The sequence below is a fragment of the Enterobacter cloacae subsp. cloacae ATCC 13047 genome (assembly GCF_000025565.1).
GTDB lineage: Bacteria > Pseudomonadota > Gammaproteobacteria > Enterobacterales > Enterobacteriaceae > Enterobacter > Enterobacter cloacae.
The window spans coordinates 4579135-4602320 of record NC_014121.1; the positions used below are offsets into that span (position 1 = coordinate 4579135).

Genomic DNA, 23186 nt, shown 5'->3' on the forward strand with positions numbered 1-23186 from the left:
TGGAAAACATCGGCATGATTAAATATTGCGCAACATTATTTTAACCTGGCGTTTATCCCGATTTTCGTTAAGTCCGCTGAAGTGGCGTAATCCCTGCAATACTTAACGCAGTATCATGTGATACGCGATCCCCGGGAGCATATTTTGAACAGGTTACCTTCCAGCGCCTCGGCTCTTGCCTGTACCGCGCACGCACTGAATCTCATTGAGAAGCGAACGCTTGATCATGAGGAGATGAAACAACTTAACCGAGAGGTCATCGATTACTTTAAAGAGCACGTCAATCCAGGTTTTCTGGAGTATCGCAAATCTGTTACCGCCGGCGGGGATTACGGAGCCGTAGAGTGGCAAGCGGGAAGTCTGAATACGCTTGTCGACACCCAGGGACAGGAGTTTATTGATTGCCTGGGTGGTTTTGGCATTTTCAACGTGGGGCACCGTAATCCAGTAGTGGTTTCCGCCGTACAGAATCAACTCGCGAAACAACCTCTTCATAGCCAGGAACTGCTCGACCCGCTTCGCGCCATGCTCGCGAAAACGCTGGCAGCCTTAACACCCGGCAAACTGAAATACAGCTTCTTCAGCAACAGCGGCACGGAATCGGTCGAAGCGGCGCTTAAGCTCGCCAAAGCGTACCAGTCGCCGCGCGGGAAATTCACTTTTGTCGCCACCAGCGGCGCGTTCCATGGTAAATCCCTGGGCGCCCTGTCTGCGACCGCCAAATCCACCTTCCGCAAACCGTTTATGCCGCTGCTGCCGGGCTTCCGCCACGTGCCGTTCGGCGACATTAATGCCATGCGCACCGTGCTCAGCGAATGCCGTAAAACCGGCGATGACGTAGCCGCGGTGATCCTGGAGCCGATTCAGGGCGAAGGCGGCGTGATCCTGCCTCCACAGGGCTATCTGCCTGCCGTACGTCAGCTGTGCGATGAGTTTGGCGCGCTGCTGATCTTCGACGAAGTGCAGACCGGCATGGGGCGTACCGGCAAGATGTTCGCCTGCGAGCACGAGAATGTTCAGCCGGACATTTTGTGTCTGGCGAAAGCGCTCGGCGGCGGCGTAATGCCGATTGGTGCGACGGTTGCCACCGAAGAGGTCTTCTCGGTGCTGTTCGACAACCCGTTCCTGCATACCACCACCTTTGGCGGTAACCCGCTGGCCTGTGCGGCCGCGCTGGCCACCATCAACGTGCTGCTGGAGCAAAACCTGCCTGCGCAGGCGGAGCAGAAAGGCGACATGCTGCTGGACGGTTTCCGTCAGCTGGGACGTGAATACCCGGATCTGATCCAGGAGGCACGAGGTAAAGGGATGCTGATGGCCATTGAGTTTGTTGATAACGAAATCGGCTATAGCTTCGCGAGCGAGATGTTCCGCCAGCGGGTGCTGGTGGCCGGCACGCTCAACAATTCCAAAACCATCCGCATTGAGCCACCGCTGACGCTGACCATTGAGCAGTGTGAGCAGGTGCTGAAGGCGGCACGTAAAGCGCTGGCGGCACTGCGCGTGAGTGTGGAAGAGGCGTAAAAAAATGCCGGGTGGCGCTGCGCTTACCCGGCCTACAACACCAGCCCGGTAAGCGTAGCGCCACCGGGCTGCTTTTTATCGGTGAAACTCCGCCACCGTCATGGTAAAGCGCAGCACCTTTTTTCCCTCATTGGCATAGCCGTGCGCAGCTTCCGTTTTCGCCACCGCCGATGCCCCGGCAGCAACCTGCGTAACCGTCTCGTCCACCGTCAGGGTTAATATGCCTTCGTTCACGTGCAGCAGCTCAAAGGTGCCCGCAGGATGCCCCGAAGAGGTAAAACGCTCTCCCGGCTGCATCTCCCACTGCCATAGCTCAATCATATCCGGGCCCGCGGTTCCTGCCAGCAGTCTGGCGCGTCCGCCCTTTTCCCCCTGCCACAGCACCGGGATCGCGGCTTCTTCGATAACGTGCACCAGCGGCTCGCTGGAGACGTTAACGATATCCGCCACTGAGATACCGAGCGCGGCAGCCAGCTTGCACAAAATGGCGATGCTGGGGTTGGCTGCGCCCTTTTCGATCTCCACCAGCATGCCTTTGCTGACGCTGGCACGCCGCGAGAGTTCATCCAGCGACAGTTTTTTCTCTTTACGCCAGTTGCGTATGCGGTTCGCTACGGCCAGGCTTACCTGGGCGATATCGGCACCCTGTTCAGTCATTATATTGACTTTTTCAGTCATTGGTCACTACCATGGTATAAAACAGTCAATACAGGATTATTTATGTCTCTCGTTACGCCGTCAATAGACCCGCGCCTTGCCGCAATTGCCCCGGGCTTTCGGGCGCTGAGCATTCTGGTTGAAGCTGCGCCGGTTACCCACCCGGAAGTCGCTCCGGCCGTGCTCACGCAAGCCTGCCAGCAGATGCTTAATGATGATGTGCCGTGGGCTGACGCGCACCTTTCCGGCTGGGATGAGGTATTTAAGGCCTTCGGCGCAAAACCGAAACGTACGCCCTGCTCGGCATCCGCCTTACGTAAGCGGGTCTTAAAAGACGGCTCGCTGCCACCGCTCGATCCGGTGGTGGATATCTACAACGCGGTGAGCATTCGCTACGCCATCCCGGTTGGTGGAGAAAATCTTGCGACTTATTCAGGCGCGCCGCGCCTGACGCTGGCGGACGGCAGCGAGCCGTTTGATACCTTTAAAGAGGGGCAGCCGGTGGTGGAATACCCGGAGCCGGGCGAGGTTATCTGGCGCGACGACCTCGGTGTTACCTGCCGTCGCTGGAACTGGCGCCAGGGTATACGGACGCGTCTTGACAGTCAGGCGCAAACCATGTGGTTTATTCTGGAAAGTCTGCCGTCAATGCCGCTTACGGCACTGGAAGAAGCCGGAGCGGATCTGATTGATAACCTGCAACGTCTGATGCCGGGTGCAGTGGTGCACAGGCAGTTACTGACCCTGTAAGAGGATAAAAAATGTTTCGTGGAGTCAGCGCATTTCCGTTAACGCCCCTGAAAAACGGCACGTTTGATGAGCAGGCCTTTACGCATCTGCTCTCTCCCGTGGTTGAGGCAGGCGTCGATTCACTGGGCATTCTTGGCTCGACCGGGAGCTATGCCTATCTGACCGTTGAAGAGCGTGCCCGGGTGACACGCTGTGCGGTGGAACATGCCGGTAACATACCGGTTATCGTCAGCATCGGCGCAATGCGGCTGGACGATATTCTGCGTCTGGCTGACGACGCGCAAACGGCCGGAGTCTCCGGCGTGCTGATGGCACCCGTGTCGTACCAGCGATTAACGGATGAGGAAGTATTTAAGCTCTATGAAACGGTGACCCGCCAGCTCTCCGTACCGCTGTGCATTTACGATAACCCTGCCACGACCGGTTTTGCGTTTAGCAATGAATTGCTGTTTGCCGTCGCGTCTCTGCCATATGTGGGCTCCATCAAGCTTGGCCGCGTGCCGGAGGACCTGTCGCAGGTACGTGCCCGGCTTCCTGATACGGTCACACTGGGTATCGCCGGTGACTGGCGGGCAGCCTCAGCCCTGCAGGCCGGGTTTGACGTCTGGTATTCGGTTCTCGCGGGGTTGTTCCCAAAAGCGGCGCTGGCGATAGCGCGTTCGGGGAAAAGTACAGAGTCAGAACGGTTAGAGCCGCTATGGGATCTGTTCCGTCGTTACGGTAGCGTAAGGGTCATCGCGGCAGCGGCGGAAATGAGGGGAAAAGTGGCAACACCCGGCTTGCCGTTCCCGTTGCAGGCAATTCAGGGAGAGCCGCGCGAGGCGCTTTCAGCGATCCTTGCGGAATTGGAACTGGCCTGAAAAACGCCGGGTGACGCTGCGCTTACCCGGCCACACCGCATCATTCATAAAGTAATCATTCTCAGGAATGGTTGAGAAAGCAACGTCCCCGCCCTCGCAGTTTGTCCCTCTGTCTACGTGTAATTATCCCGGTAAAAATACGTCTTCTCGACTCTTAATAGAAATCAGAAGATTGAATAATAGTAGCGCTAAAATTATAATGCTTAGATTCATTTGCGAGGACGTTTAAGCTATGCAGTACCTACTTGACGGGATAGTGCATTATAATGATGAATCGCGCATTTTAACCGATAATAAACGCGAAGTTGAGCTTTCACTGGCGACGTCGCGATTATTAAATGCACTTATTGACGCCAATAATTCTCAGGTCAGCCGTACTGAACTCCTTGAAAAAGTCTGGGAAGAACATGGTCTGGTTGCTTCTGATAACAACCTGAATCGAAACATATCCCTGTTGCGAAAAGCATTTCTTGAATTCTCGCTTGAAGACAAAATCGAAACAATACCAAAGCAAGGATTTGTACTGCACTGTCAGTGTACTCGTGTTAGTACTACACGTAGTAGCACGTACGAAAAATTTAAAAAAATCTGTTCCTCCCACAAAGGTTTTTACATTAGCACAATAGCATTAACCGTTTTAATGGTGAGCACCATCACTGCCTTTTATTTGTACCATTTAAACGATAGCACTATGCATAAATATAAGTCAGTCGGATTATGCGATGTCTATACTGACGAAAATGGCGTCAAACAAGAGAATATTGACTCATTTTTTAATACAAATTTAGGGCAAAGAATCGCATTAAAATGCCAGCAATATCCCAAAAATATCTATTTTGATGACAACAGAGCGCCTTTAAAAAGCAAGGTGTACTCAACTCACATTGCCCTGTGTGGCAAACAAAATACAGGGAAAGGACATGAATGCGAAAACTTCGTCAATATTAACAACAATTAATATTGTTTTATGCCTGTTGATGCTTCCCTTGCTTGCAATGGGAATATACAAGCTTGTTGGTGTTTATGATTACCTGCCGATGAACTGTATGTCGACGGTACATATCAACTATGAAGATTCAAATAATGTCCAGCAAGGGATTAATGGAAATATCAAAATTGTTTTCCACATTACCAACGATGGTCTCGTCACGGTGAGCGAATACGGCACGTTGAACTATTATGGTAAAGAGTATCTTGTCGATCGTACAGGAAACATGACCATCGACACAGACGTGCAAAACGGATTCCACAAAGTCACAAAAGGTAAATTTCTTGCTAATCCGCAGGATAATGCACCTTCTTTGCTGATTGAAAAACTCACCACCAGCCAACCTGTCCTGCACTATAAGATCCAGAAGCTTGACCCCAAAACCTGGAGAATAAGCGATTTGCAGCGTGCCATATTTATTTGCCGAAAATGAGTTTATTGACGCAAGCACATGGCTCATTGTGCTAATGTTATGAATGCAAGACAGATGTATAGATTGTTAAATCAAGAAATAAAATTCGCACTTAACTCTTAACAAAAACCCAACCAGAAAGCAATTGGAGCAACCATACGTTCATCTAAACAAACACTCCACACGCCAAAAAATCAGAACAAAAATCTTATTAAATGTGATTTTTCTTGATTAAATTCTACTTCCTCTGCTTTTCTCATACTCTTCCCTTCACTTCTTTTATTCTGCATTTTTTTATTTTGTATTTCTAATATCCTTCATAAAAGAATTGTTTGAATTTATTTCGAAAGTATTATTTAGCCAACTTTTTGGTGACGATGCTTTTATCTTAAAGCATAGAAATCCATTTCATAAAATGTCATTAACCCTAACAGGCGAAGCAACAAAGTGAGAGGAAGATATGCGCGTGTTAATATTAGATCCTAACATTATAAATCAGCATTATTTGAAAACCCAAATTGAAGAGGCAGGTATTTTAACTGATGTATCTTCGAGTATTGAGGAAGTGGAAATGTTTATGTTTTCAAATAAAGCTGAACTCCTGATTATGGCATCTGAAACGCTTTCCACTGCTGAGTTACAGGCGATTCGTAAGTGGCGACGCGAAGGGCGCACTATCCGCATCATGATCCTTAACAGCAGCAACGATATTGAACACAAGGTGAAAGCGTTTGAAAGCGGTGCTGACGATTATGTTGTCAAGTCTAGTCATATTGAAGAGATTATCATCAGAATTTGGGTTTTAGTACGCCGGAATTATCTCACCCCTTCCAGCCGTATTACTGCAGGTAATTTAGAACTCGACTTAAACAGCAAGGTACTCTTCATCAACAAGCAAAAAATTCGACTGACCCGTTTTGAATTTGAAATTATGAAGCTACTGGTGAAGAACAAAGGCAAGGCGCTGAGCAAACGTAAAATCATGAAACATCTCTACCACGACTGGATGGGTAAAGAAAACAATACCGTCGAGGTGCTTATTGGTCGTCTGAGAAAGAAACTGGCACCCTACAACAGCGGGCAAATCAGAAATCAAAGAGAAGAGGGTTATTATTACGATCTAAACGGTGCGATCTGAGTTACACCCAGCCCCTGTGCTGCCTTGATGGCATAAAAATTAACTTCATTTAAGTACGGTATATTTAACGCTTTTAAACTCACACTTCATCAATCACAGCTTCATTGTTAAGAAAATTATATGAACAAATCTACGACCAATACGCTATCGCTTTGGTCTTTAACGACGCTTGTCGTCGGAGCGATGATCGGAGCGGGTATATTTTCATTACCTGCTGCATTCGGACGAGCAACCGGTGGGCTTGGTGCAATTATTGCCTGGGTGATTGCCGGTGGCGGTATGCTGATGCTGGCATTTGTATTCCAGAACCTTGCGCAAAGAAAGCCTGAACTCAATGCGGGCGTCTTTAGCTACGCTAAAGCCGGTTTCGGCGAATATCCGGGCTTCATTTCGGCACTTGGTTTTTGGGCGGGTACATGTATCGGCAACGTATCCTATTTTATTTTAATTAAATCAACATTAGGCGCTTTTTTCCCTGCATTTGGCGAAGGTAATACGCTGCTGGCAATCGCTGTCTCATCAGTTGTTTTATGGTCTTTTCATCTCCTGGTATTGCGGGGTATTAAAGAAGCGGCCTTTATAAATACCCTGGCCACCTGTGCCAAGATCATCCCTATTTTTGTATTTATCGCCATTCTGATAATGGCATTCAAAAAAGAGATGTTTATGCTTAATTTCTGGGGCGGGGCCGCCGGAGAGCCACCTCTCTTCAGATCAATCTTTTCCCAGGTCAGAAGCACCATGTTGGTGACCGTATTCGTATTCCTTGGAATCGAAGGGGCAAGTATTTACTCGCGTTATGCAACTAACCGGAAAGACGTTGGCCTGGCGACCGTATTCGGCTTCATCGGGGTGTTGTGCTTACTGATGTTAGTCACCATGCTTTCTTATGGCGTTATGCCCCAGGCTGAACTGGGGGCCTTACGGCAACCCTCAATGGCCGGTGTCCTCGAAAGCATAGTGGGACGTTGGGGCATGATTTTCATCAGCGTGGGGTTAATTATCTCTGTCCTCGGAGCCTATCTTTCCTGGTCATTGCTCGCTGCGGAGGTTATTTATTCCGCGGCGTTGAAAAAGAGCATGCCTGCCGTTTTTGCACGCGAGAATCGCTGGCGGGTTCCCTCTTCAGCCGTATGGTTGACGAATATCGCGATACAGTTGTTCTTAGTTATCACTTTTTTCAGCGATTACGCATTCCTGTTAGCCCTTGAGCTAACCAGCGCGATGACGCTTATCCCTTATCTTCTGGTTGCCGCGTATAGCCTGAAGCTGGTTATTACACGAGAAACCTACGAACAGTGCACAAAGGGATATTATAAAGACCTGGTGATCTCTGTCATTGCCACTGCCTATGCCTTTTTGATGATTTATGCCGGCGGATTAACGTATGTGCTGCTGTCCGCCGTTATTTATGCGCCTGGCACACTGCTTTATTACATTGCTAAGCGTGAGCAAAACAAAAAAATATTCTCTGGTACCGAACGAATATTATTTACCGCCATCGTGCTCGCGGCTTTGGCCTGTATTTATGGAATTATAAACGGAAATATTACCATTTAATTACTCTCTTAAGGAGACACTATGCAAGATATACCACTGGGTGTTCACTCCGAGGTCGGCCAGTTACGCAAAGTGATGGTGTGCGCCCCTGGGTTAGCACATAGCCGTCTTACACCGGGCAATTGCGACCGACTGTTATTTGATGATGTCATGTGGGTAGAGCGTGCCCGTCAGGATCATCTCGATTTTATTAACAAAATGCGCGGATGCGGTGTTGACGTTGTTGAGATGCATGATCTGCTCTCCGAAACGCTGGCTAACCGTCAGGCACGCAACTGGCTCATCGAACAGCAGATTACTGCTGATGAAATCCCGTTGGGTTTGCTTAATGAAACACGCTCGTTCCTGGATTCGTTACCCGCAGATCGGCTGGCTGAGTTTATGATCGGCGGGCTTTCAACCTATGATTTGCTGAACAGACACAGGGGCGATAAAGAAGAACTTGAACTCGTCGGAAGAGCGACAGGGCTGCGTGAATATTTGCTCCCGCCGTTACCGAATACGCTTTATACGCGAGATACCACCAGCTGGATTTATAACGGGGTTACGCTTAATCCCCTTTACTGGCAGGCTCGCCGTGAAGAAACGTTACTGACGACTGCTATCTATAAGTTCCATCCGGACTTCACCCGTCAGACGATCAATACATGGTGGGGAGATCCAACGCGTTATCACGGATCCGCCACCCTTGAAGGCGGCGATGTTATGCCTATTGGCAACAAGACCGTTTTAATCGGTATGAGCGAACGAACGTCCTATCAGGCCATTGCCCAGCTTGCATCTGCCCTGTTTTCGAACCCGTTTAGCCATGTCGAGCGCGTTATTATTGCCGCGATGCCGAAGCTCAGAGCGGCGATGCACCTGGATACCGTATTCACCTTTTGTGACAGAGATTTAGTGACGCTATATCCCGCCATTGTTGATCAAATCGAAGTCTTTTCACTGATTAAGGACGACTCCCCAGGCGGAATGCGTCTGGAGCATTATTCAGAGCCGTTAACAGAGGTGGTAGCCAGGGCACTCAATTTACGCTCGCTCAGGGTCGTTGAAACCGAAGGCAATGTTTACGACACCGAGCGTCAGCAATGGGATAGCGGAAATAACGTGGTCGCCATGTCTCCAGGTGTCGTTATCGCCTATGACCGCAATACCAAAACAAACGACCGTTTGCGTAAAGAAGGCGTTGAGGTCATTGAAATTGTTGGGAGTGAATTAGGGCGTGGACGCGGTGGCGGCCACTGTATGACATGTCCATTAATTCGTGATGTCGTTGATTACTCATAAGGAAGAGAGATGTTTACACGTTCTGTTTTAATGTTGGCCGGTTTGCTGGCATTGGCTGGCTGTACTGAGAAACCCGTTGGTTCTGCCCATCATGCAAGTGCTGCGCTTTCCGGTCAGGTGATGGCACTGTCGCACGGCACAATCACAGGGGTGAGATACATAACAATCCAAAACGACACCGGAAGCAGCGCTGCCGGTACAGTCGGGGGCGCGTTGATTGGCGGTGCTGCCGGTAATGCTATTGGTGGCGGAAGCGGCCGTCTGCTGGCGACGGCTGGCGGTACCGTTGCTGGCGCGATGGCAGGACAGTCGATACAACGAGGAATGGCGCGACATAATGCGGCTGAACTCTTTATTCGTCCTGATAACGGGCAAGAGTTCGTCACCGTGCAGCCTGCCCGTGAAGGTGAATTTGTCGTAGGGCAACGTGTAAATATTACCTCGCATCGCGGTCAGGTAACGATCTCTCCAGCTCGATAACGCGCTTTATCATATCTGCCACAACAGGATGATTGTCCTTTTCATTAAGGATGAAATTTTTTTGTGGCAGGTTTTTATCTTTTATTTATTCCATGTGACCATTTATATCCTTAAGAGGGCATCATTGTGACGACTCATCTATTACAATATTGGAATATGGCAGCCACCCTGTTTTCCATATTCTTTTTTATTGCGTATCTGTTTGTTATTTTCCAGATCGTTACTGATTTATTCCGTGACAATACACTCAACGGCTTCTTTAAATCGCTTTGGATAATGCTGTTACTTTTCATCCCGCTGATCACCTCTGTTTTTTATCTCATTCTGAGAGGTAAGGGAATGGCCAAAAGACAACGTGCTTACAGACTGGATGCGAATGCCGCAGCACAATATAGTCTTTGTAAATCACCAGCGGAACAAATATCAGACGCCAAAAAACTATTAGACCAGGACGTTATTAGCCAGGAGGAGTTCGAACTCCTTAAAAAGAAAGCCATAAATTAAATCACAATGACTAAGGATGGCGTAATATCCAACCTTAGTCATTTCGTTTTAGAAAATCAGTCATCTCTGGCGCTATTAACAATTCGTCTCATGTTTTGTTAATGCGCTGGCCTATTTATTATTTTTAACTACTTTTATCCACTGGAGTGTTCGCAATGAAAAGCACTACCCCCTGGCAGCCCTGTAAGGAAAAAATCGACTTTATCGGCGGCTTTTATCATTTATTTTTGTTGATTTGCTCTGTTTTACTCTGGAGCGGGTTACTTCTTTTTGCCACACGTGCCTATGGCCAGACTCATGCTGATGAAAATGCAGCAAGCTGGGGCAGCAGGATTGTTTCCGATATTACGCAAACCTGGACAGATTATGATAGCCACGATATTTATCTTCCTTTTATCAGCTGGCATAACCGGTTCATGTACGATAAAGAAAAGACCGATCGCTATAATGAAATGCCCTGGGGTGCCGGAGTGGGGGTTTCTCGTCATCACAGCAATGGCAACTGGAGTGCACTGTATGGAATGGTGTTTAAAGACTCACATAATGAGTGGCAACCGGTCACCGGCTATGCATGGGAGAAAGGATGGCATCCAGGCCAACAAAAAGATTTCAGGTTGGGATTAGGGGTGACCGCCGGGATAACGGCGCGTAAAGATATGGGCAACTACATTCCCTTACCGATTATATTCCCGCTTTTTTCAGCGAGTTATAAAAATGTGAATGTCCAGTTCACCTATATTCCTGGCACCTATAATAACGGAAACGTACTCTTCGGGTGGTTACGTTACAACCTGTAGCAGGGCTCAGCCCTGCATTACACTCTCGGTCTTTTTACTATCAGCGCAGGAAAGGAAATGTTTTAAGAGAAAAAGGAAGAAGAGTATCTGGATAAAAAGGAGGGTAAAGAAAATGACTGGATTATATGCAACGACTCACCGCGAGCGTAGGGCTCGCGGTGAGTGTTTGTTTAGAATTGAAGTGCGGCGCCCAGGTAAGCACCATCAAGCAGCGTATGATTAGGCGTACCGGATTTACCATGAACGCTAATATGACGGTAACCCGCTTTGAGTTTCACCTCATCTCGTACCTGCCAGGCCAACCCTGCATCAACTTCAACATAGTTTTCGACGGCATTGTTCAGGCCACGTGGCGCGGTATAACCTTCACCATAGGCATACACCTCATCGCTAAAATGGACACGAACCCCGCCACCAATCGGTGCCGCAAATCCATTATCACCTTTCTTAGGCGCCATATAGATGGCCTTGGCACCTGCGTAAAGATCGGCTTTACCCAGAGACACCTGATAACCCAGGCCGACACCGCCAGAATTACGGCCATCATTATAATTGTTAGCCCAGTTTGCAGTATAAAAAATACCGGTCGGCTCTGGCGCAATTAGTGCATTTAACTCCGTATGTTGTGTACCTAACTGAGCGCCAATTTCAGCGGCGTTAGCACCAACAGAAAGAGTTGAAAGAATTGCCACTACTGTGAGTGTTTTTTTAAACATTTGTTATCACCTAATCTACATTAAAAAAAAGAAGTCAGAACCTTAAACAAGCTCTGTCTGGTGGCTTATTTTAGGGGGCGATGTTATATGAAGTTCAAACAAACAAGAGATCCTCACTCACCATACTCTCATTCATTAATCATCGAGGTGACAGCTGCGTACGCTATAAAATGGGCTTTGTTGAATAAATCAGATTTCGGGTAAGTCTCCCCCCGTAGCGGGTTGTGTTTTCAGGCAATACGCACGCTTTCAGGTATACCTGCTTTCGTCATTTTGTTCAGCGCTCGTACCAGGGCCATAGCCTCCGCAACCTGACCATCGTAGTCACGCAGCGTCAGTGAACCCCCGAACAGCTGTTTTACCCGGTACATCGCCGTTTCCGCTATCGAGCGACGGTTGTAATCTGTTGTCCATTTCCACCGCGCATTACTCCCGGTCATTCGCTGATTAGCCACTGCACGGTTACGGTCTGCATATTCACCGGGCCAGTAACCCGCACCTTTTCGGGGAGGGATAAGCGCGCTGATTTTCTTACGCCGCAGTTCATCGTGACATAGCCGGGTATCGTAAGCGCCATCGGCGGCGGCTGACCTGATTTTCCGGTGGGTTTGCCGGATTAACCCGGGGAAGGCCTCTGAGTCCGTAACGTTGTTCAGCGACAGGTCAGCGCAGATGATTTCATGTGTTTTACTGTCAACGGCGAGATGCAGCTTACGCCAGATACGGCGGCGTTCCTGGCCATGCTTTTTGACTTTCCACTCGCCTTCACCGAAGACCTTCAGCCCGGTGGAATCAATTACCAGGTGTGCGATTTCACCCCGGGTGGGCGTTTTGAAACTGACATTAACCGACTTTGCCCGCCTGCTGACACAGCTGTAATCCGGGCAGCGTAGCGGAACGTTCATCAGAGAAAAAATGGAATCAATAAAGCCCTGCGCAGCCCGCAGGGTCAGCCTGAATACGCGTTTAATGACCAGCACAGTAGTGATGGCAAGGTCAGAATAGCGCTGAGGTCTGCCTCGTGAAGAAGGTGTTGCTGACTCATACCAGGCCTGAATAGCTTCATCATCCAGCCAGAAAGTTATGGAGCCACGGTTGATGAGGGCTTTATTGTAGGTGGGCCAGTTGGTGATTTTGAACTTTTGCTTTGCCACGGAACGGTCTGCGTTGTCGGGAAGATACGTGATCTGATCCTTCAACTCAGCAAAAGTTCGATTTATTCAACAAAGCCTATAAAATGACGTGTGTTTAAGTTCCATCTATCTTTTCGCACTAGAATGCCTCTTTATTTTCACCGAAACCAGTGAGGAAACCATGTTCCCGGAAGAAAATATCAGACGGCCCAAAAAACCAAACTTTATCCGTTATCTTTTTCTGTTCAACCTTTTATTGCTGCCCCTTTTCATGATTGTGGCACGCCTGGTCTGGGGACAGGATTTCTTTTCTGTTTCCCCCAATGGCGCTTTGTTCTGGCCGGGTGCTGTCTCGCACGTTTTGTTGCTGGGCGGGGTTTGGTTGTTTTTAGATGTTCTGTTTATGATTTGGTTTTACCTTACCAACAAAAAAACTGAGGAGCAACGCTTATGCTGCTATTTATTTCATGGCTTTTTGCATTAGTTGGCAGTGAATTACTGCTGTTACAGGGCTTTGTTGAATAAATCGAACTTTTGCTGAGTTGAAGGATCAGATCACGTATCTTCCCGACAACGCAGACCGTTCCGTGGCAAAGCAAAAGTTCAAAATCACCAACTGGCCCACCTACAATAAAGCCCTCATCAACCGTGGCTCCATAACTTTCTGGCTGGATGATGAAGCTATTCAGGCCTGGTATGAGTCAGCAACACCTTCTTCACGAGGCAGACCTCAGCGCTATTCTGACCTTGCCATCACTACTGTGCTGGTCATTAAAACGCGTATTCAGGCTGACCCTGCGGGCTGCGCAGGGCTTTATTGATTCCATTTTTTCTCTGATGAACGTTCCGCTACGCTGCCCGGATTACAGCTGTGTCAGCAGGCGGGCAAAGTCGGTTAATGTCAGTTTCAAAACGCCCACCCGGGGTGAAATCGCACACCTGGTAATTGATTCCACCGGGCTGAAGGTCTTCGGTGAAGGCGAGTGGAAAGTCAAAAAGCATGGCCAGGAACGCCGCCGTATCTGGCGTAAGCTGCATCTCGCCGTTGACAGTAAAACACATGAAATCATCTGCGCTGACCTGTCGCTGAACAACGTTACGGACTCAGAGGCCTTCCCCGGGTTAATCCGGCAAACCCACCGGAAAATCAGGTCAGCCGCCGCCGATGGCGCTTACGATACCCGGCTATGTCACGATGAACTGCGGCGTAAGAAAATCAGCGCGCTTATCCCTCCCCGAAAAGGTGCGGGTTACTGGCCCGGTGAATATGCAGACCGTAACCGTGCAGTGGCTAATCAGCGAATGACCGGGAGTAATGCGCGGTGGAAATGGACAACAGATTACAACCGTCGCTCGATAGCGGAAACGGCGATGTACCGGGTAAAACAGCTGTTCGGGGGTTCACTGACGCTGCGTGACTACGATGGTCAGGTTGCGGAGGCTATGGCCCTGGTACGAGCGCTGAACAAAATGACGAAAGCAGGTATACCTGAAAGCGTGCGTATTGCCTGAAAACACAACCCGCTACGGGGGAGACTTACCCGAAATCTGATTTATTCAACAAAGCCCTGTTACAGATCAATTCAGTAAGCATTATCATGCCTCTCTTATATTTATCTATGGGGATAATGTATTTATATCAAAAGAATAAAATAAGGAATATGTTATGGCTGGATGCAAACTTAAAAAAAACACGCATCCTCAACCTCAAGGTTCTGTTTGTGGCAGCGCTTAGTATTATGTTATCTATCGTCGCGCATATCAATTTCGCCATTAACTCCTTGCTTATCATGCAATGGTTAAAAGCATAGTTTATGCGATGTCCATATCTTTATTCTGTGCCCCCATCATCAACCACGCTGCGCTTTAAAACCTAAATACAGCAGATATCAGGTTGAATATCTATGTTTAGAGGATTTATGCGCAAGAAAAGTATTAGAGTGTTGAAGCGTTGTATTTTTATCCTTTTGGGCTTCACGCTTTGTGCAATGACAGGCCTGTTTTATTGGGTACAGCGTAGCGGCGAACTCCAGCCCTGGCACACTTTTGTCCCTAATGAATTACGCGAAAACGAGATCGATCGTGCCGACTGGGATGACTATATCAATGCTGAAAACGCCCTCTTCATGGAAGTGCATAACAATGTCGTTATGAAGCAAACCGATCAGGATACAACGAGTTTAAATCGTTATAACCCGTCAAGCCCGGTATTTCCGGACACCCTTCCCACAGACTGGAATCGATCCTACATCATGCGCCCACAGGCGGAACCGAGAGGGGCTGTCGTGTTACTGCATGGACTTACGGACTCCCCTTACAGCCTGCAGCATATTGCCCGGCTCTATCAAAAAGAAGGGTTTGTCGCCATCGGGATCCGTCTACCTGCCCATGGAACCGTACCCGGGGCATTAACGGATGTAAAATGGCAGGACTGGCTGGCAGCAACGCGTCTTGCGGTGCGCGAGGCAACAAAAATGACCCATGCGGACGCGCCGCTGCATATTGTTGGCTTTTCCAATGGTGGGGCGCTGGCCATGAAATATGCCATCGATGCCCTTGATGATGAGAGCCTGAAGAAGCCACAACAAATTGTCCTGATTTCTCCCATGATAGGCATAAGCCGCTTTGCTCGTTTTTCGGGAATGGCCGAATGGACAGCCTTTCTCCCGGCCTTTTCTCGTGCGGCCTGGTTAGGTCTGGTACCAGAATTTAATCCTTTTAAATATAACTCTTTTCCCGTGAATGGTGCGCGGCAGGCTTATCTTCTGACTGAAACATTGAAACGGGATCTTACGCGGCGCAAGTCATCGGCTGGCTGGAAAGATCTTCCTCATGTGCTTACGTTTCAGTCCGTTCTTGATTCCACAGTCAGTACCCGGGCAGTGCTGGACGTGCTCCATCACAATCTACCGGATAACGGTAGCGAGCTGGTGTTGTTTGATATTAATCGTGCGGTCAATTTTCGTGCACTGTTTCGCCACTCTTCGGATCGCGCGCTATCACACTTACTGGCAACACCACAGCGTACTTACACGACGACTATCGTCAAAAATGCCTCTTCAGAGAGTATGAACATGGTCGCTTCGACGCACTTAGCACACTCAACAACAGCAGACGTGCAGCCCCTTAATGTGCGCTATCCGAGAGATGTTTTTTCACTATCTCATGTCGCCCTCCCGTTTCCTGTCCATGACTCCTTATATGGAAGTGAACCCTATGAACCGAATCACTATGGTCTGAGTCTGGGTGTTTTACGCGTCAGAGGGGAGCGAGCGGTACTGCTGGCAGATATGGACTCCTTAATGCGTATCACCTCGAATCCGTTCTATCCCTATCTGATTGAAAGGATTGCTGGCGTCATAAGATAATGGAAGAGGCGTTTTTTAACGTCAGCTCATCGTTGGGGATAGATGAAATAAAAGACAACCGGCGCCAGAGTATAACATCCGTTATTCTTCGCCTCTTTCACCACTATCCCCATTGAATCGCTGGCTGCCGGTTAATTTGTCACTCCGGCAGCAGCCCCACAAAACTGCGCTTTTTGCGCGGCTCCGACATCAGCTCTTCGAGCTTATCCACGCAGGCCAGGTAGTGCGGCGTTTTTTTATGCGCCAGCACCGCCTCTTCGTCTTTATAGGCCTCGTAGATAAAGAACCGGGTTTTCACCCGGGGGTCCTGCAATACGTCAAAACGCAGGTTTCCCGGCTCCTGAATCGCGCCCTCGTGGTTGGCGCGAAACACCTCCAGAAACTCGTCCACCCGCTCGGGTTTGATGTTGATCTCCACTAACGTCACGTTCATTCTGCTTCTCCCTGTTTCTCTTCCTGCCAGAACTGGAACGCCTCCCGGGCGCTCATGTTCTCGTGAACCACTTTCTTCACCGCCTTCAGCATGGCGAGCGGCGCGCTGGACTGGAAGATGTTGCGCCCCATGTCCACGCCGGAGGCTCCCTGGTCAATCGCGCGCCAGCACATCTCCAGTGCCTCGTGCTCCGGCAGCTTTTTCCCCCCGGCGATGACGATCGGCACCGGGCAGCTGGCGGTCACTTTTTCGAATCCTTCATCCACATAGTAGGTTTTGACAAACTGCGCCCCCATTTCGGCGGCAATACGGCTGGCGAGCGAGAAGTAACGCGCATCGCGCGCCATATCCTTGCCGACGCCCGTCACCGCCAGCACGGGCATCCCGTAGCGTGCCCCCGCATCCACCAGCTTGATGATGTTGTTGATTGACTGATGCTCGAATTCACTGCCAATGTACACCTGCGCCGCCACCGCACAGACGTTCAGGCGCAGCGCGTCTTCCATTGCCACTGCCACGCACTCGTTCGACAGTTCGCCCAGAATTGAGTTACCGCCGGAGGCGCGCAGGACCACCGGTTTATTGGTGGCGGCCGGTACGGTGCTGCGCAAAATACCACGGGTACACATCAACACGTCGGTTTCGGCGAACAGCGGCGCGATAGAGAGATCGATACGCTCAAGACCGGTGGTCGGCCCCTGGAAGTAACCGTGGTCAAAGGCCAGCATCACCGTGCGGTTGCTTTTTGGGTTGAAGATGCGCGAAAGCCGGGACTGCATGCCCCAGTCCAGCGAGCCACAGCCCTTCAGGGTGAACGGTACATTTTGCTGCGGTGTACCGATGCCAAAATCCTTACCGTCTTTGATGTCGTCTAAATCAGCCATTTGCTCCCCCGTCAGAAATCGTATTTGTTGATGTTCTCTTTGGTGAACACCACGCGCTCTGGCAGCAGCACGATGCCGTTGCCTTTTGCTTCATACTGGTAGCCCTGGACGCTGTTCGGCTCGACCTTCAGCGTACCGATATCTTTTACCTCCACGCTGTCACCGACGTTAAGATCGCCTTTTTTCAACAAACGATCGGCGACATTGACCGCAATTTTGCCCTGTTGCACCACATCCCACAGGCCGAAGGCTTTAACCGTGCCGCGCTCGACGTACGGACGCATGACGTTAGGCGTACTGAATCCGACAATCGCCACCCCTTCCCGCTTCAGGTTTTCCGCCGCCTGCGCCGCGGCAGGCAGAGCGTTGGCATCCGGGGCGATGATCGCATCCAGATCCGGGTACGCTTTTAAGATCCCTTCGGCGGTTTGCAGGGATTTGGTGGCGTCGTTATAGCCAAACTGGGTGGTCACAATCTGCCACTGGGGATGATCTTTTTCGATTTTGGCCTTCGCCTCTTTCACCCACTGGTTCTGGTCGGTGACGGTCGGGCTGGAGTAGAAGAACGCCACTTTGGCATTCGGTTTTGTCACCTGCTTCCCGGCCATCTCCACCAGCAGGCCACCGAGCTGCTCCGGGGTACCCTGGTTGATGTAGATGCTGCGGCACTCCGGTTTGGTGTCGGAATCCCAGGTCAGCACTTTGACGCCGCGCTGCATGGCGCGCTTCAGCGCCGGGCAGAGGCCATCCGGCGACACGGCGGAGACGATAATGGCGTTATAGCCCTGGTTGACGAAATTATTGATGAGCTGCACCTGGCCGGAGACGCTCGGCTCGGTTGGGCCATCGTAGGTGACGTTCACGCCGAGGTCTTTCCCCGCCTCTTTCGCGCCGTTGCCGCCGCTGGTGAAGAAGCCCACCCCCACCAGCTTCGGGATAAAGGCGATGCGGTCCGCCGCCTGCGCCGAGGCGAAGCTGAGGGCCATTGCCAGGACTATCAGTTTTGTTTTCATCTTACGCTCCGGATAGTTTTCTAAAGAGAGAACGCACCCATTCACGGTGCAGACTCAGCGAACGTCCCATCACCACCACAACCAACAGCGCCCCTGACAGCGCGCTCGACACCTGGTTGGGGATGCCGATCATCTGTAACCCCTGCTGCAGGTACCCCACCAGCAGCGCTGCCAGTGCCGTACCGATAACCGAACCTGACCCGCCATAAATATTCGCCCCGCCGAGTACGGCAGCGGTGAGGGCAGGCATCAGCAGATCGCGCCCCAGATCCGAGCGCGCGGAACCGAAATAGGAGACCATCACCAGGGCGGCAATGGCCGAGGCGACGCCCACCAGGCCATACAGCGCGTAGGGCATGCCGTTAACCGACAGCGCCGCATAGCGCGCGGCGCGCGGGTTCTGGCCGATTAAGAACAGATGCCGCCCAAAGCGTCCGCGGTGGGTAATCAGCCAGAAGAAGAGCGTAATGAGCGCAAACAGCACCAGAGGAATGGGCAGACCTGACACGGTCAGGTTAGCGAACGCGGTAAAGCTGTCCGGGAAGCCGCCGATGCCCTCATAGCCCGTCGCGCCCGCCATGCCGGAGAGCAGCAGCGCCCCGCCTCCGTAGAGGTAGAGCGTGCCGAGAGTGATAACTAAAGGGCTGATACCCGTGTAGTGGATCAGCGCCGCATTCACCAGCCCACACAGCAGGCCCAGCAGCAGCGTCAGAGGAATGGCGACCGCCATCGGCCAGCCCGATTGCATCATCACCCCCAGCGCAATGGCGCACAGGCCAATGGTTGAACCGAGGGAGATATCGATCCCGCCGCTGATAATCACCAGCGTCAGCGGCAGCGCCACAATGCCGATGCAGATAAAATCGCTGGTGCTGAACAGCAGCATGTTGATGTCGAGCATCCGCGGGTTGATGGCACCAAAGAGCAGGATCTCCAGCACCAGTAAGATCAACAGCGCGCTTTCCCAGTTAAGCTTCATTTACGCCACCTCTTTTTTGCGTTTGGGAAATGGGGTGACGTGCTTTCCCCCTCTGTTACCCGGCTGGAAGCGACCGTATTTCAGCGCCCGCTGATGACGCGCCAGCGCCTGGCGCAGACGCCCGTCGAGCACCAGCACGCCCAGCAGCACCAGCCCGGCGATAAAGTCATTCCACCACGCCGGGAGCTTAAACAGCACCAGTACGGTGTCGATTTGCGTCAAGAAAAAGGCCCCAAGCAGTGCGCCAATCAGCGTGCCCGTCCCGCCCAGCAGCGAAATGCCGCCGAGCACACAGGCGGCGATGGCTTTCATCTCCAGCCCGCTCCCGGTCTGGTTTGGCACAAAGCCAATCTGCGCGGCAAAGACAATCCCGGCGCAGGCCGCCAGCATGCCGTTGAGAGTAAAGGCGATCATCCGCGTGCGGTTAACCGCCACGCCCAGCTGGCGCGCGGCGGCAAGGTTATCACCCACAGCATAGAAATCGCGTCCAAACGCGGTACGCGAGAGCGTCCACGCGCCGACGGCGGCCAAAAACAGCACCACCATGCCGAGCGGCGAAATGCCCACGGCTACGGGTTCAGAGAGGGATTTCAGCCCCGGCGGTAACCCTTCAATCCACTTTCCACCGGTCCAGAGCAGCATCGCCCCGCGATACAGCCCCAGCGTGCCGAGGGTGGCGACAATCGCCGGGATGCGCAGCGCCACCACCAGAAACCCGTTGAACGCCCCTGCCAGCGCGCCGACAGACAGCGCGAACAGCATCGATACCGGCAGGCTGTAGCCATTGTTCAGCGCCACGCCGACGGCGATGGCGGAGAGCCCCACGGTGGAGCCCACGGAGACGTCAATATTGCGGGTCAGCATCACCAGCGCGGCGCCAAGCGCCAGCAGGATCAGGATTTGCGCGCTGGCGAAGATCATCCCCAGCGTCTGAAGGCTCAGGTACGCCGGATTAAGCGCCACCAGCACGGCAAACAGCGCCAGAATGGCGAGAAACGCGCTCAGCTCGCGGTTTTTCAGTAACGTCTTCATGATTGTCCTCCGAACGCCAGCGCCATCATCCGATCGAGGCTGACGGCATGGCGCGGCAACTCGCCGCTGAGCACGCCCTGATGCATGACCAGCACGCGATCGGCAAGGCCAGGAAACTCATCGAGATCGCTTGAGATCATCAGCACTGCCACGTTCTGCGCGGCCACGCTTTTGATGAGCTGGTAGATATCGGCACGTGCCGACACGTCCACGCCGCGCGTCGGTTCATCGACGATCAGCAGTAACGGGTTGGCTTCCAGACAGCGGGCCAGCAGCACTTTCTGCTGATTCCCGCCGGAGAGGGTGCGCACGGTTTGATCCGCATGGTTGAGTTTGATCCCCAGCGCGCGGTGGTAACGCTCCACCACCGCGGACTCCCGCTTGCGCTGCTGCCAGAGAGACGGCTCGTTCAGCGCCACGGTGTTCCAGCGGATGGGTGCATCCAGGAACAGGCCGGACACCTGCCTGTCTTCCGGCAGATAAACCAGGCCTTTGTCCAGCCGGGCGCCCACGCTCTCGTGAGTGATCTCCTGATTCTCCAGCCAGACCCGTCCGCCACGCACCGGACGCAGGCCGTAGAGCGTCTCGGCAAATTCGGTGCGCCCGGATCCGACCAGCCCGGCCAGACCGACGATCTCGCCAGCGTAGATCTCAAGCGAGAGATCGATAAACCCCTCCCCGGTAAGATCGTCCACGCGCAATACCGGAAAATCCTGCGGCTGGGTGCGACGGTTTCCCGGCAGCGCCAGCCACAGTTTTTGCGCATCGCTTAAGCCTTTCTCCCGGCTCACCGGCGTCATGGCGGCAATCAGCGCGTTATCGTCGAACTGCGCGGTTTCCCCGCTGAGCACTACGGCACCGTCGCGCATCACCGAGACGTGGCTTGCCAGCTGGCGGATCTCCGGCAATTTATGCGAGATAAAGACGATGCCGACGCCCAGATCCTGCAGGGCGCGGATCTGGCGAAACAGACGTTCGGTTTCACCCGGCGTAAGGGAGGCCGTGGGCTCGTCGAGGATCAGGATCGTTGCGTTACGCATCAGACCGCGCAGGATCTCCACCATCTGCTGATCCGCCACTTCCAGCGTGCTGGCGGTGGCATCGAGATTTAGCTGGCACTGCAGCTGCTGCAGCTTCTCCGTCAGCCGATTCTCTCTTTCCCGTTCACGCGGCAGGCGGAAAAGGATGTTTTCCCGCACCGTCAGATTGGGGAACAGGAGCGGTTCCTGAGGCACCAGATAGATACCTAACTTATGGGCCTGCACGGGCGTGAGCCGCGCATATGAATGACCTGCTACGGAAAGTTCACCGCTGTCCGGCGTCTCCACCCCGGCGATGATCTTCATCAGCGTCGATTTACCCGCGCCGTTCCCGCCCATCAGCGCATGCACCTGGCCCGCAAGCAGCGTGAAATCAATGCCTTTCAAAACCGGCACCCCGGAAAACTGCTTGCAGATGGCTCGTGCTTCGATAAGTGGGGTCATCATCGCTCCGCTATTGAACAAATGATTTTTAGATTTAATAATGTTCAAAAGCGTAGACGGTGAACTATATTTACAACCGTGCAGGGATCACAGTTTTATCGATTAAGATCCATCTGAGAAAGAAACTATCTAAATGATCCGTTTTGCCGCGTGGCTCACACTTTCGACCTGCGCCGTCACGAACATATGATCTAAATTTTTATAAGAGTTCAATTATGAGCGATAAACGCACTGCGGAAGAAGGTCGGTTTGCCGGGCTGGCACTGGCGGAAGAGGAGCTGGTTGCCCGCGTGGCCTGGTGTTACTACCACGACGGATTGACGCAAAACGACATTGGCGAACGGCTCGGCCTGCCGCGCCTGAAGATCTCTCGCCTGCTGGAGAAAGGTCGCCAGTCCGGGGTGATCCGCGTGCAGATCAACTCCCGCTATGAGGGCTGTCTGGCACTGGAAACCGAACTGCAGCAGCGCTTTGGGCTAAAGCTCGTGCGCGTGCTGCCAGCACTGAATACCCCGCCGATGAACGTGCGGTTAGGCATTGGTGCCGCGCAGTCGTTAATGGGCGTGCTGGAACCCGGCCAGCTGTTAGCGGTGGGATTTGGTGAAACCACCATGAGCAGCCTGCAACATTTAAGCGGTTTTATCAGCTCGCAGCAGATCCGCCTGGTGACGCTCTCCGGCGGCGTGGGGCCGTATATGACCGGTATCGGCCAGCTGGACGCGGCATGCAGCGTCAGCATGATACCCGCCCCGCTTCGCGTCTCCTCCGCCGAGGTGGCCGGGATCTTAAAACGTGAAACCAGCGTGCGGGACGTGATCCTCGCCGCAACGGCCGCCGACGTGGCGGTGGTCGGGATTGGGTCCGTGAACCAGCGTCGTGATGCAACGATATTGCGCTCAGGCTACATCAGCGAAGGTGAACAGCTGATGTATGCCCGTAAAGGGGCCGTCGGCGACATTCTCGGTTATTTCCTCACTGCCGAAGGAGAGTGCGTTGAGGAGCTGGAGATCCACAAAGAACTGCTGGGCGTCACGCTTGATGAACTGGCGCAGTTACCTACCATCGTCGGCGTGGCCGGCGGTGTTGAGAAAGCCGATGCGATTTACGCCGCACTGAAAGGTCGCCGTATCAATGGCCTGGTGACGGAAGAGACAACAGCCCGCGCGGTGCTGGCCCTGACGTAACGGGGT

At 52.2% G+C, this 23186-nt stretch carries 23 protein-coding genes and 1 pseudogene; 15 read left to right on the forward strand and 9 right to left on the reverse strand.

Going from position 1 to position 23186, the window contains the following annotated elements:
• Positions 1 to 144: 144 nt before the first annotated feature.
• Positions 145 to 1524, forward strand: coding sequence for a putrescine aminotransferase (gene ygjG / locus ECL_RS22240; protein WP_013098827.1), 1380 nt, complete (start codon positions 145 to 147; stop codon positions 1522 to 1524).
• Between the two features lie 75 nt (positions 1525 to 1599).
• On the opposite strand, the gene ECL_RS22245 is transcribed toward ygjG, so the two are convergent.
• Positions 1600 to 2202: a helix-turn-helix domain-containing protein gene (locus tag ECL_RS22245; RefSeq protein WP_013098828.1), complete on the reverse strand. Its 603-nt coding sequence runs from the start codon at positions 2200 to 2202 to the stop codon at positions 1600 to 1602.
• A gap of 42 nt (positions 2203 to 2244) precedes the next feature.
• On the opposite strand from ECL_RS22245, the gene ECL_RS22250 reads away from it, so the two are divergent.
• From ECL_RS22250 to pagP, 10 genes are all read left to right on the forward strand, one after another.
• Entirely contained in the window at positions 2245 to 2931 is a 687-nt protein-coding gene (locus tag ECL_RS22250) for a B3/B4 domain-containing protein (protein WP_013098829.1), read from the forward strand.
• A gap of 11 nt (positions 2932 to 2942) precedes the next feature.
• Positions 2943 to 3791 carry a dihydrodipicolinate synthase family protein gene (locus tag ECL_RS22255; RefSeq protein ID WP_013098830.1) on the forward strand — a complete coding sequence of 283 codons (849 nt, stop codon included), beginning with the start codon at positions 2943 to 2945 and terminating at the stop codon, positions 3789 to 3791.
• 232 nt (positions 3792 to 4023) lie between these two features.
• The gene (locus tag ECL_RS22260; protein WP_023622408.1) at positions 4024 to 4749 is read left to right on the forward strand and encodes a winged helix-turn-helix domain-containing protein; all 726 of its coding nucleotides are present in this window, start codon (positions 4024 to 4026) and stop codon (positions 4747 to 4749) included.
• Positions 4712 to 5212 carry a hypothetical protein gene (locus ECL_RS22265; protein WP_044157636.1) on the forward strand — a complete coding sequence of 167 codons (501 nt, stop codon included), beginning with the start codon at positions 4712 to 4714 and terminating at the stop codon, positions 5210 to 5212. The genes ECL_RS22260 and ECL_RS22265 overlap by 38 nt, the downstream gene beginning before the upstream one ends.
• Before the next feature lie 439 nt (positions 5213 to 5651).
• Positions 5652 to 6329, forward strand: coding sequence for a winged helix-turn-helix domain-containing protein (locus ECL_RS22270; protein ID WP_013098832.1), 678 nt, complete (start codon positions 5652 to 5654; stop codon positions 6327 to 6329).
• A 120-nt stretch (positions 6330 to 6449) separates the two neighbouring features.
• On the forward strand, positions 6450 to 7889 hold the full coding sequence (locus ECL_RS22275; RefSeq protein WP_044157638.1) for a basic amino acid/polyamine antiporter: 1440 nt from the start codon (positions 6450 to 6452) through the stop codon (positions 7887 to 7889).
• A 21-nt stretch (positions 7890 to 7910) separates the two neighbouring features.
• The gene (locus tag ECL_RS22280) at positions 7911 to 9173 is read left to right on the forward strand and encodes an arginine deiminase (protein WP_013098834.1); all 1263 of its coding nucleotides are present in this window, start codon (positions 7911 to 7913) and stop codon (positions 9171 to 9173) included.
• Positions 9174 to 9182: 9 nt separating this feature from the next.
• Entirely contained in the window at positions 9183 to 9653 is a 471-nt protein-coding gene (locus ECL_RS22285) for an outer membrane lipoprotein (RefSeq protein ID WP_013098835.1), read from the forward strand.
• A 126-nt stretch (positions 9654 to 9779) separates the two neighbouring features.
• The gene (locus ECL_RS22290; RefSeq protein ID WP_044157640.1) at positions 9780 to 10157 is read left to right on the forward strand and encodes a zinc metalloprotease HtpX family protein; all 378 of its coding nucleotides are present in this window, start codon (positions 9780 to 9782) and stop codon (positions 10155 to 10157) included.
• Between the two features lie 155 nt (positions 10158 to 10312).
• Complete coding sequence (gene pagP / locus ECL_RS22295) at positions 10313 to 10954, forward strand: lipid IV(A) palmitoyltransferase PagP (protein WP_013098837.1); 642 nt, start codon at positions 10313 to 10315, stop codon at positions 10952 to 10954.
• Positions 10955 to 11124: 170 nt separating this feature from the next.
• On the opposite strand, the gene ECL_RS22300 is transcribed toward pagP, so the two are convergent.
• Positions 11125 to 11670, reverse strand: a complete 546-nt coding sequence (locus ECL_RS22300) for a YfaZ family outer membrane protein (RefSeq protein WP_013098838.1) — start codon at positions 11668 to 11670, stop codon at positions 11125 to 11127.
• A 230-nt stretch (positions 11671 to 11900) separates the two neighbouring features.
• Positions 11901 to 12869 (reverse strand): IS5-like element IS903B family transposase, encoded by a 969-nt coding sequence (locus ECL_RS22305; RefSeq protein WP_013087110.1) that lies wholly within the window; start codon positions 12867 to 12869, stop codon positions 11901 to 11903.
• A 115-nt stretch (positions 12870 to 12984) separates the two neighbouring features.
• Between ECL_RS22305 and ECL_RS22310 the strand changes: the two genes are divergently transcribed.
• From ECL_RS22310 to ECL_RS22320, 3 genes and pseudogenes are all read left to right on the forward strand, one after another.
• Positions 12985 to 13287, forward strand: a complete 303-nt coding sequence (locus ECL_RS22310; protein WP_013098839.1) for a hypothetical protein — start codon at positions 12985 to 12987, stop codon at positions 13285 to 13287.
• A 58-nt stretch (positions 13288 to 13345) separates the two neighbouring features.
• Positions 13346 to 14315, forward strand: a pseudogene (locus ECL_RS22315) (IS5-like element IS903B family transposase).
• A gap of 407 nt (positions 14316 to 14722) precedes the next feature.
• Positions 14723 to 16171 carry an alpha/beta hydrolase gene (locus tag ECL_RS22320; protein ID WP_038985790.1) on the forward strand — a complete coding sequence of 483 codons (1449 nt, stop codon included), beginning with the start codon at positions 14723 to 14725 and terminating at the stop codon, positions 16169 to 16171.
• A gap of 139 nt (positions 16172 to 16310) precedes the next feature.
• On the opposite strand, the gene lsrG is transcribed toward ECL_RS22320, so the two are convergent.
• From lsrG to lsrA, 6 genes are read right to left on the reverse strand one after another with little or no spacing between them, the layout of a single operon-like run.
• Positions 16311 to 16604, reverse strand: a complete 294-nt coding sequence (gene lsrG, locus ECL_RS22325) for a (4S)-4-hydroxy-5-phosphonooxypentane-2,3-dione isomerase (protein WP_013098845.1) — start codon at positions 16602 to 16604, stop codon at positions 16311 to 16313.
• Positions 16601 to 17488 (reverse strand): 3-hydroxy-5-phosphonooxypentane-2,4-dione thiolase, encoded by an 888-nt coding sequence (lsrF, locus tag ECL_RS22330; RefSeq protein WP_013098846.1) that lies wholly within the window; start codon positions 17486 to 17488, stop codon positions 16601 to 16603. The genes lsrG and lsrF overlap by 4 nt, the downstream gene beginning before the upstream one ends.
• An 11-nt stretch (positions 17489 to 17499) precedes the next feature.
• The gene (gene lsrB, locus ECL_RS22335) at positions 17500 to 18501 is read right to left on the reverse strand and encodes an autoinducer 2 ABC transporter substrate-binding protein LsrB (protein WP_013098847.1); all 1002 of its coding nucleotides are present in this window, start codon (positions 18499 to 18501) and stop codon (positions 17500 to 17502) included.
• Between the two features lies 1 nt (position 18502).
• Positions 18503 to 19480, reverse strand: a complete 978-nt coding sequence (gene lsrD / locus ECL_RS22340; protein WP_013098848.1) for an autoinducer 2 ABC transporter permease LsrD — start codon at positions 19478 to 19480, stop codon at positions 18503 to 18505.
• Positions 19481 to 20512: an autoinducer 2 ABC transporter permease LsrC gene (gene lsrC, locus ECL_RS22345; RefSeq protein WP_013098849.1), complete on the reverse strand. Its 1032-nt coding sequence runs from the start codon at positions 20510 to 20512 to the stop codon at positions 19481 to 19483.
• Positions 20509 to 21996: an autoinducer 2 ABC transporter ATP-binding protein LsrA gene (lsrA, locus tag ECL_RS22350; RefSeq protein WP_013098850.1), complete on the reverse strand. Its 1488-nt coding sequence runs from the start codon at positions 21994 to 21996 to the stop codon at positions 20509 to 20511. The genes lsrC and lsrA overlap by 4 nt, the downstream gene beginning before the upstream one ends.
• 215 nt (positions 21997 to 22211) lie before the next feature.
• Between lsrA and lsrR the strand changes: the two genes are divergently transcribed.
• Positions 22212 to 23180: a transcriptional regulator LsrR gene (gene lsrR, locus ECL_RS22355; RefSeq protein WP_013098851.1), complete on the forward strand. Its 969-nt coding sequence runs from the start codon at positions 22212 to 22214 to the stop codon at positions 23178 to 23180.
• Positions 23181 to 23186: the final 6 nt, after the last annotated feature.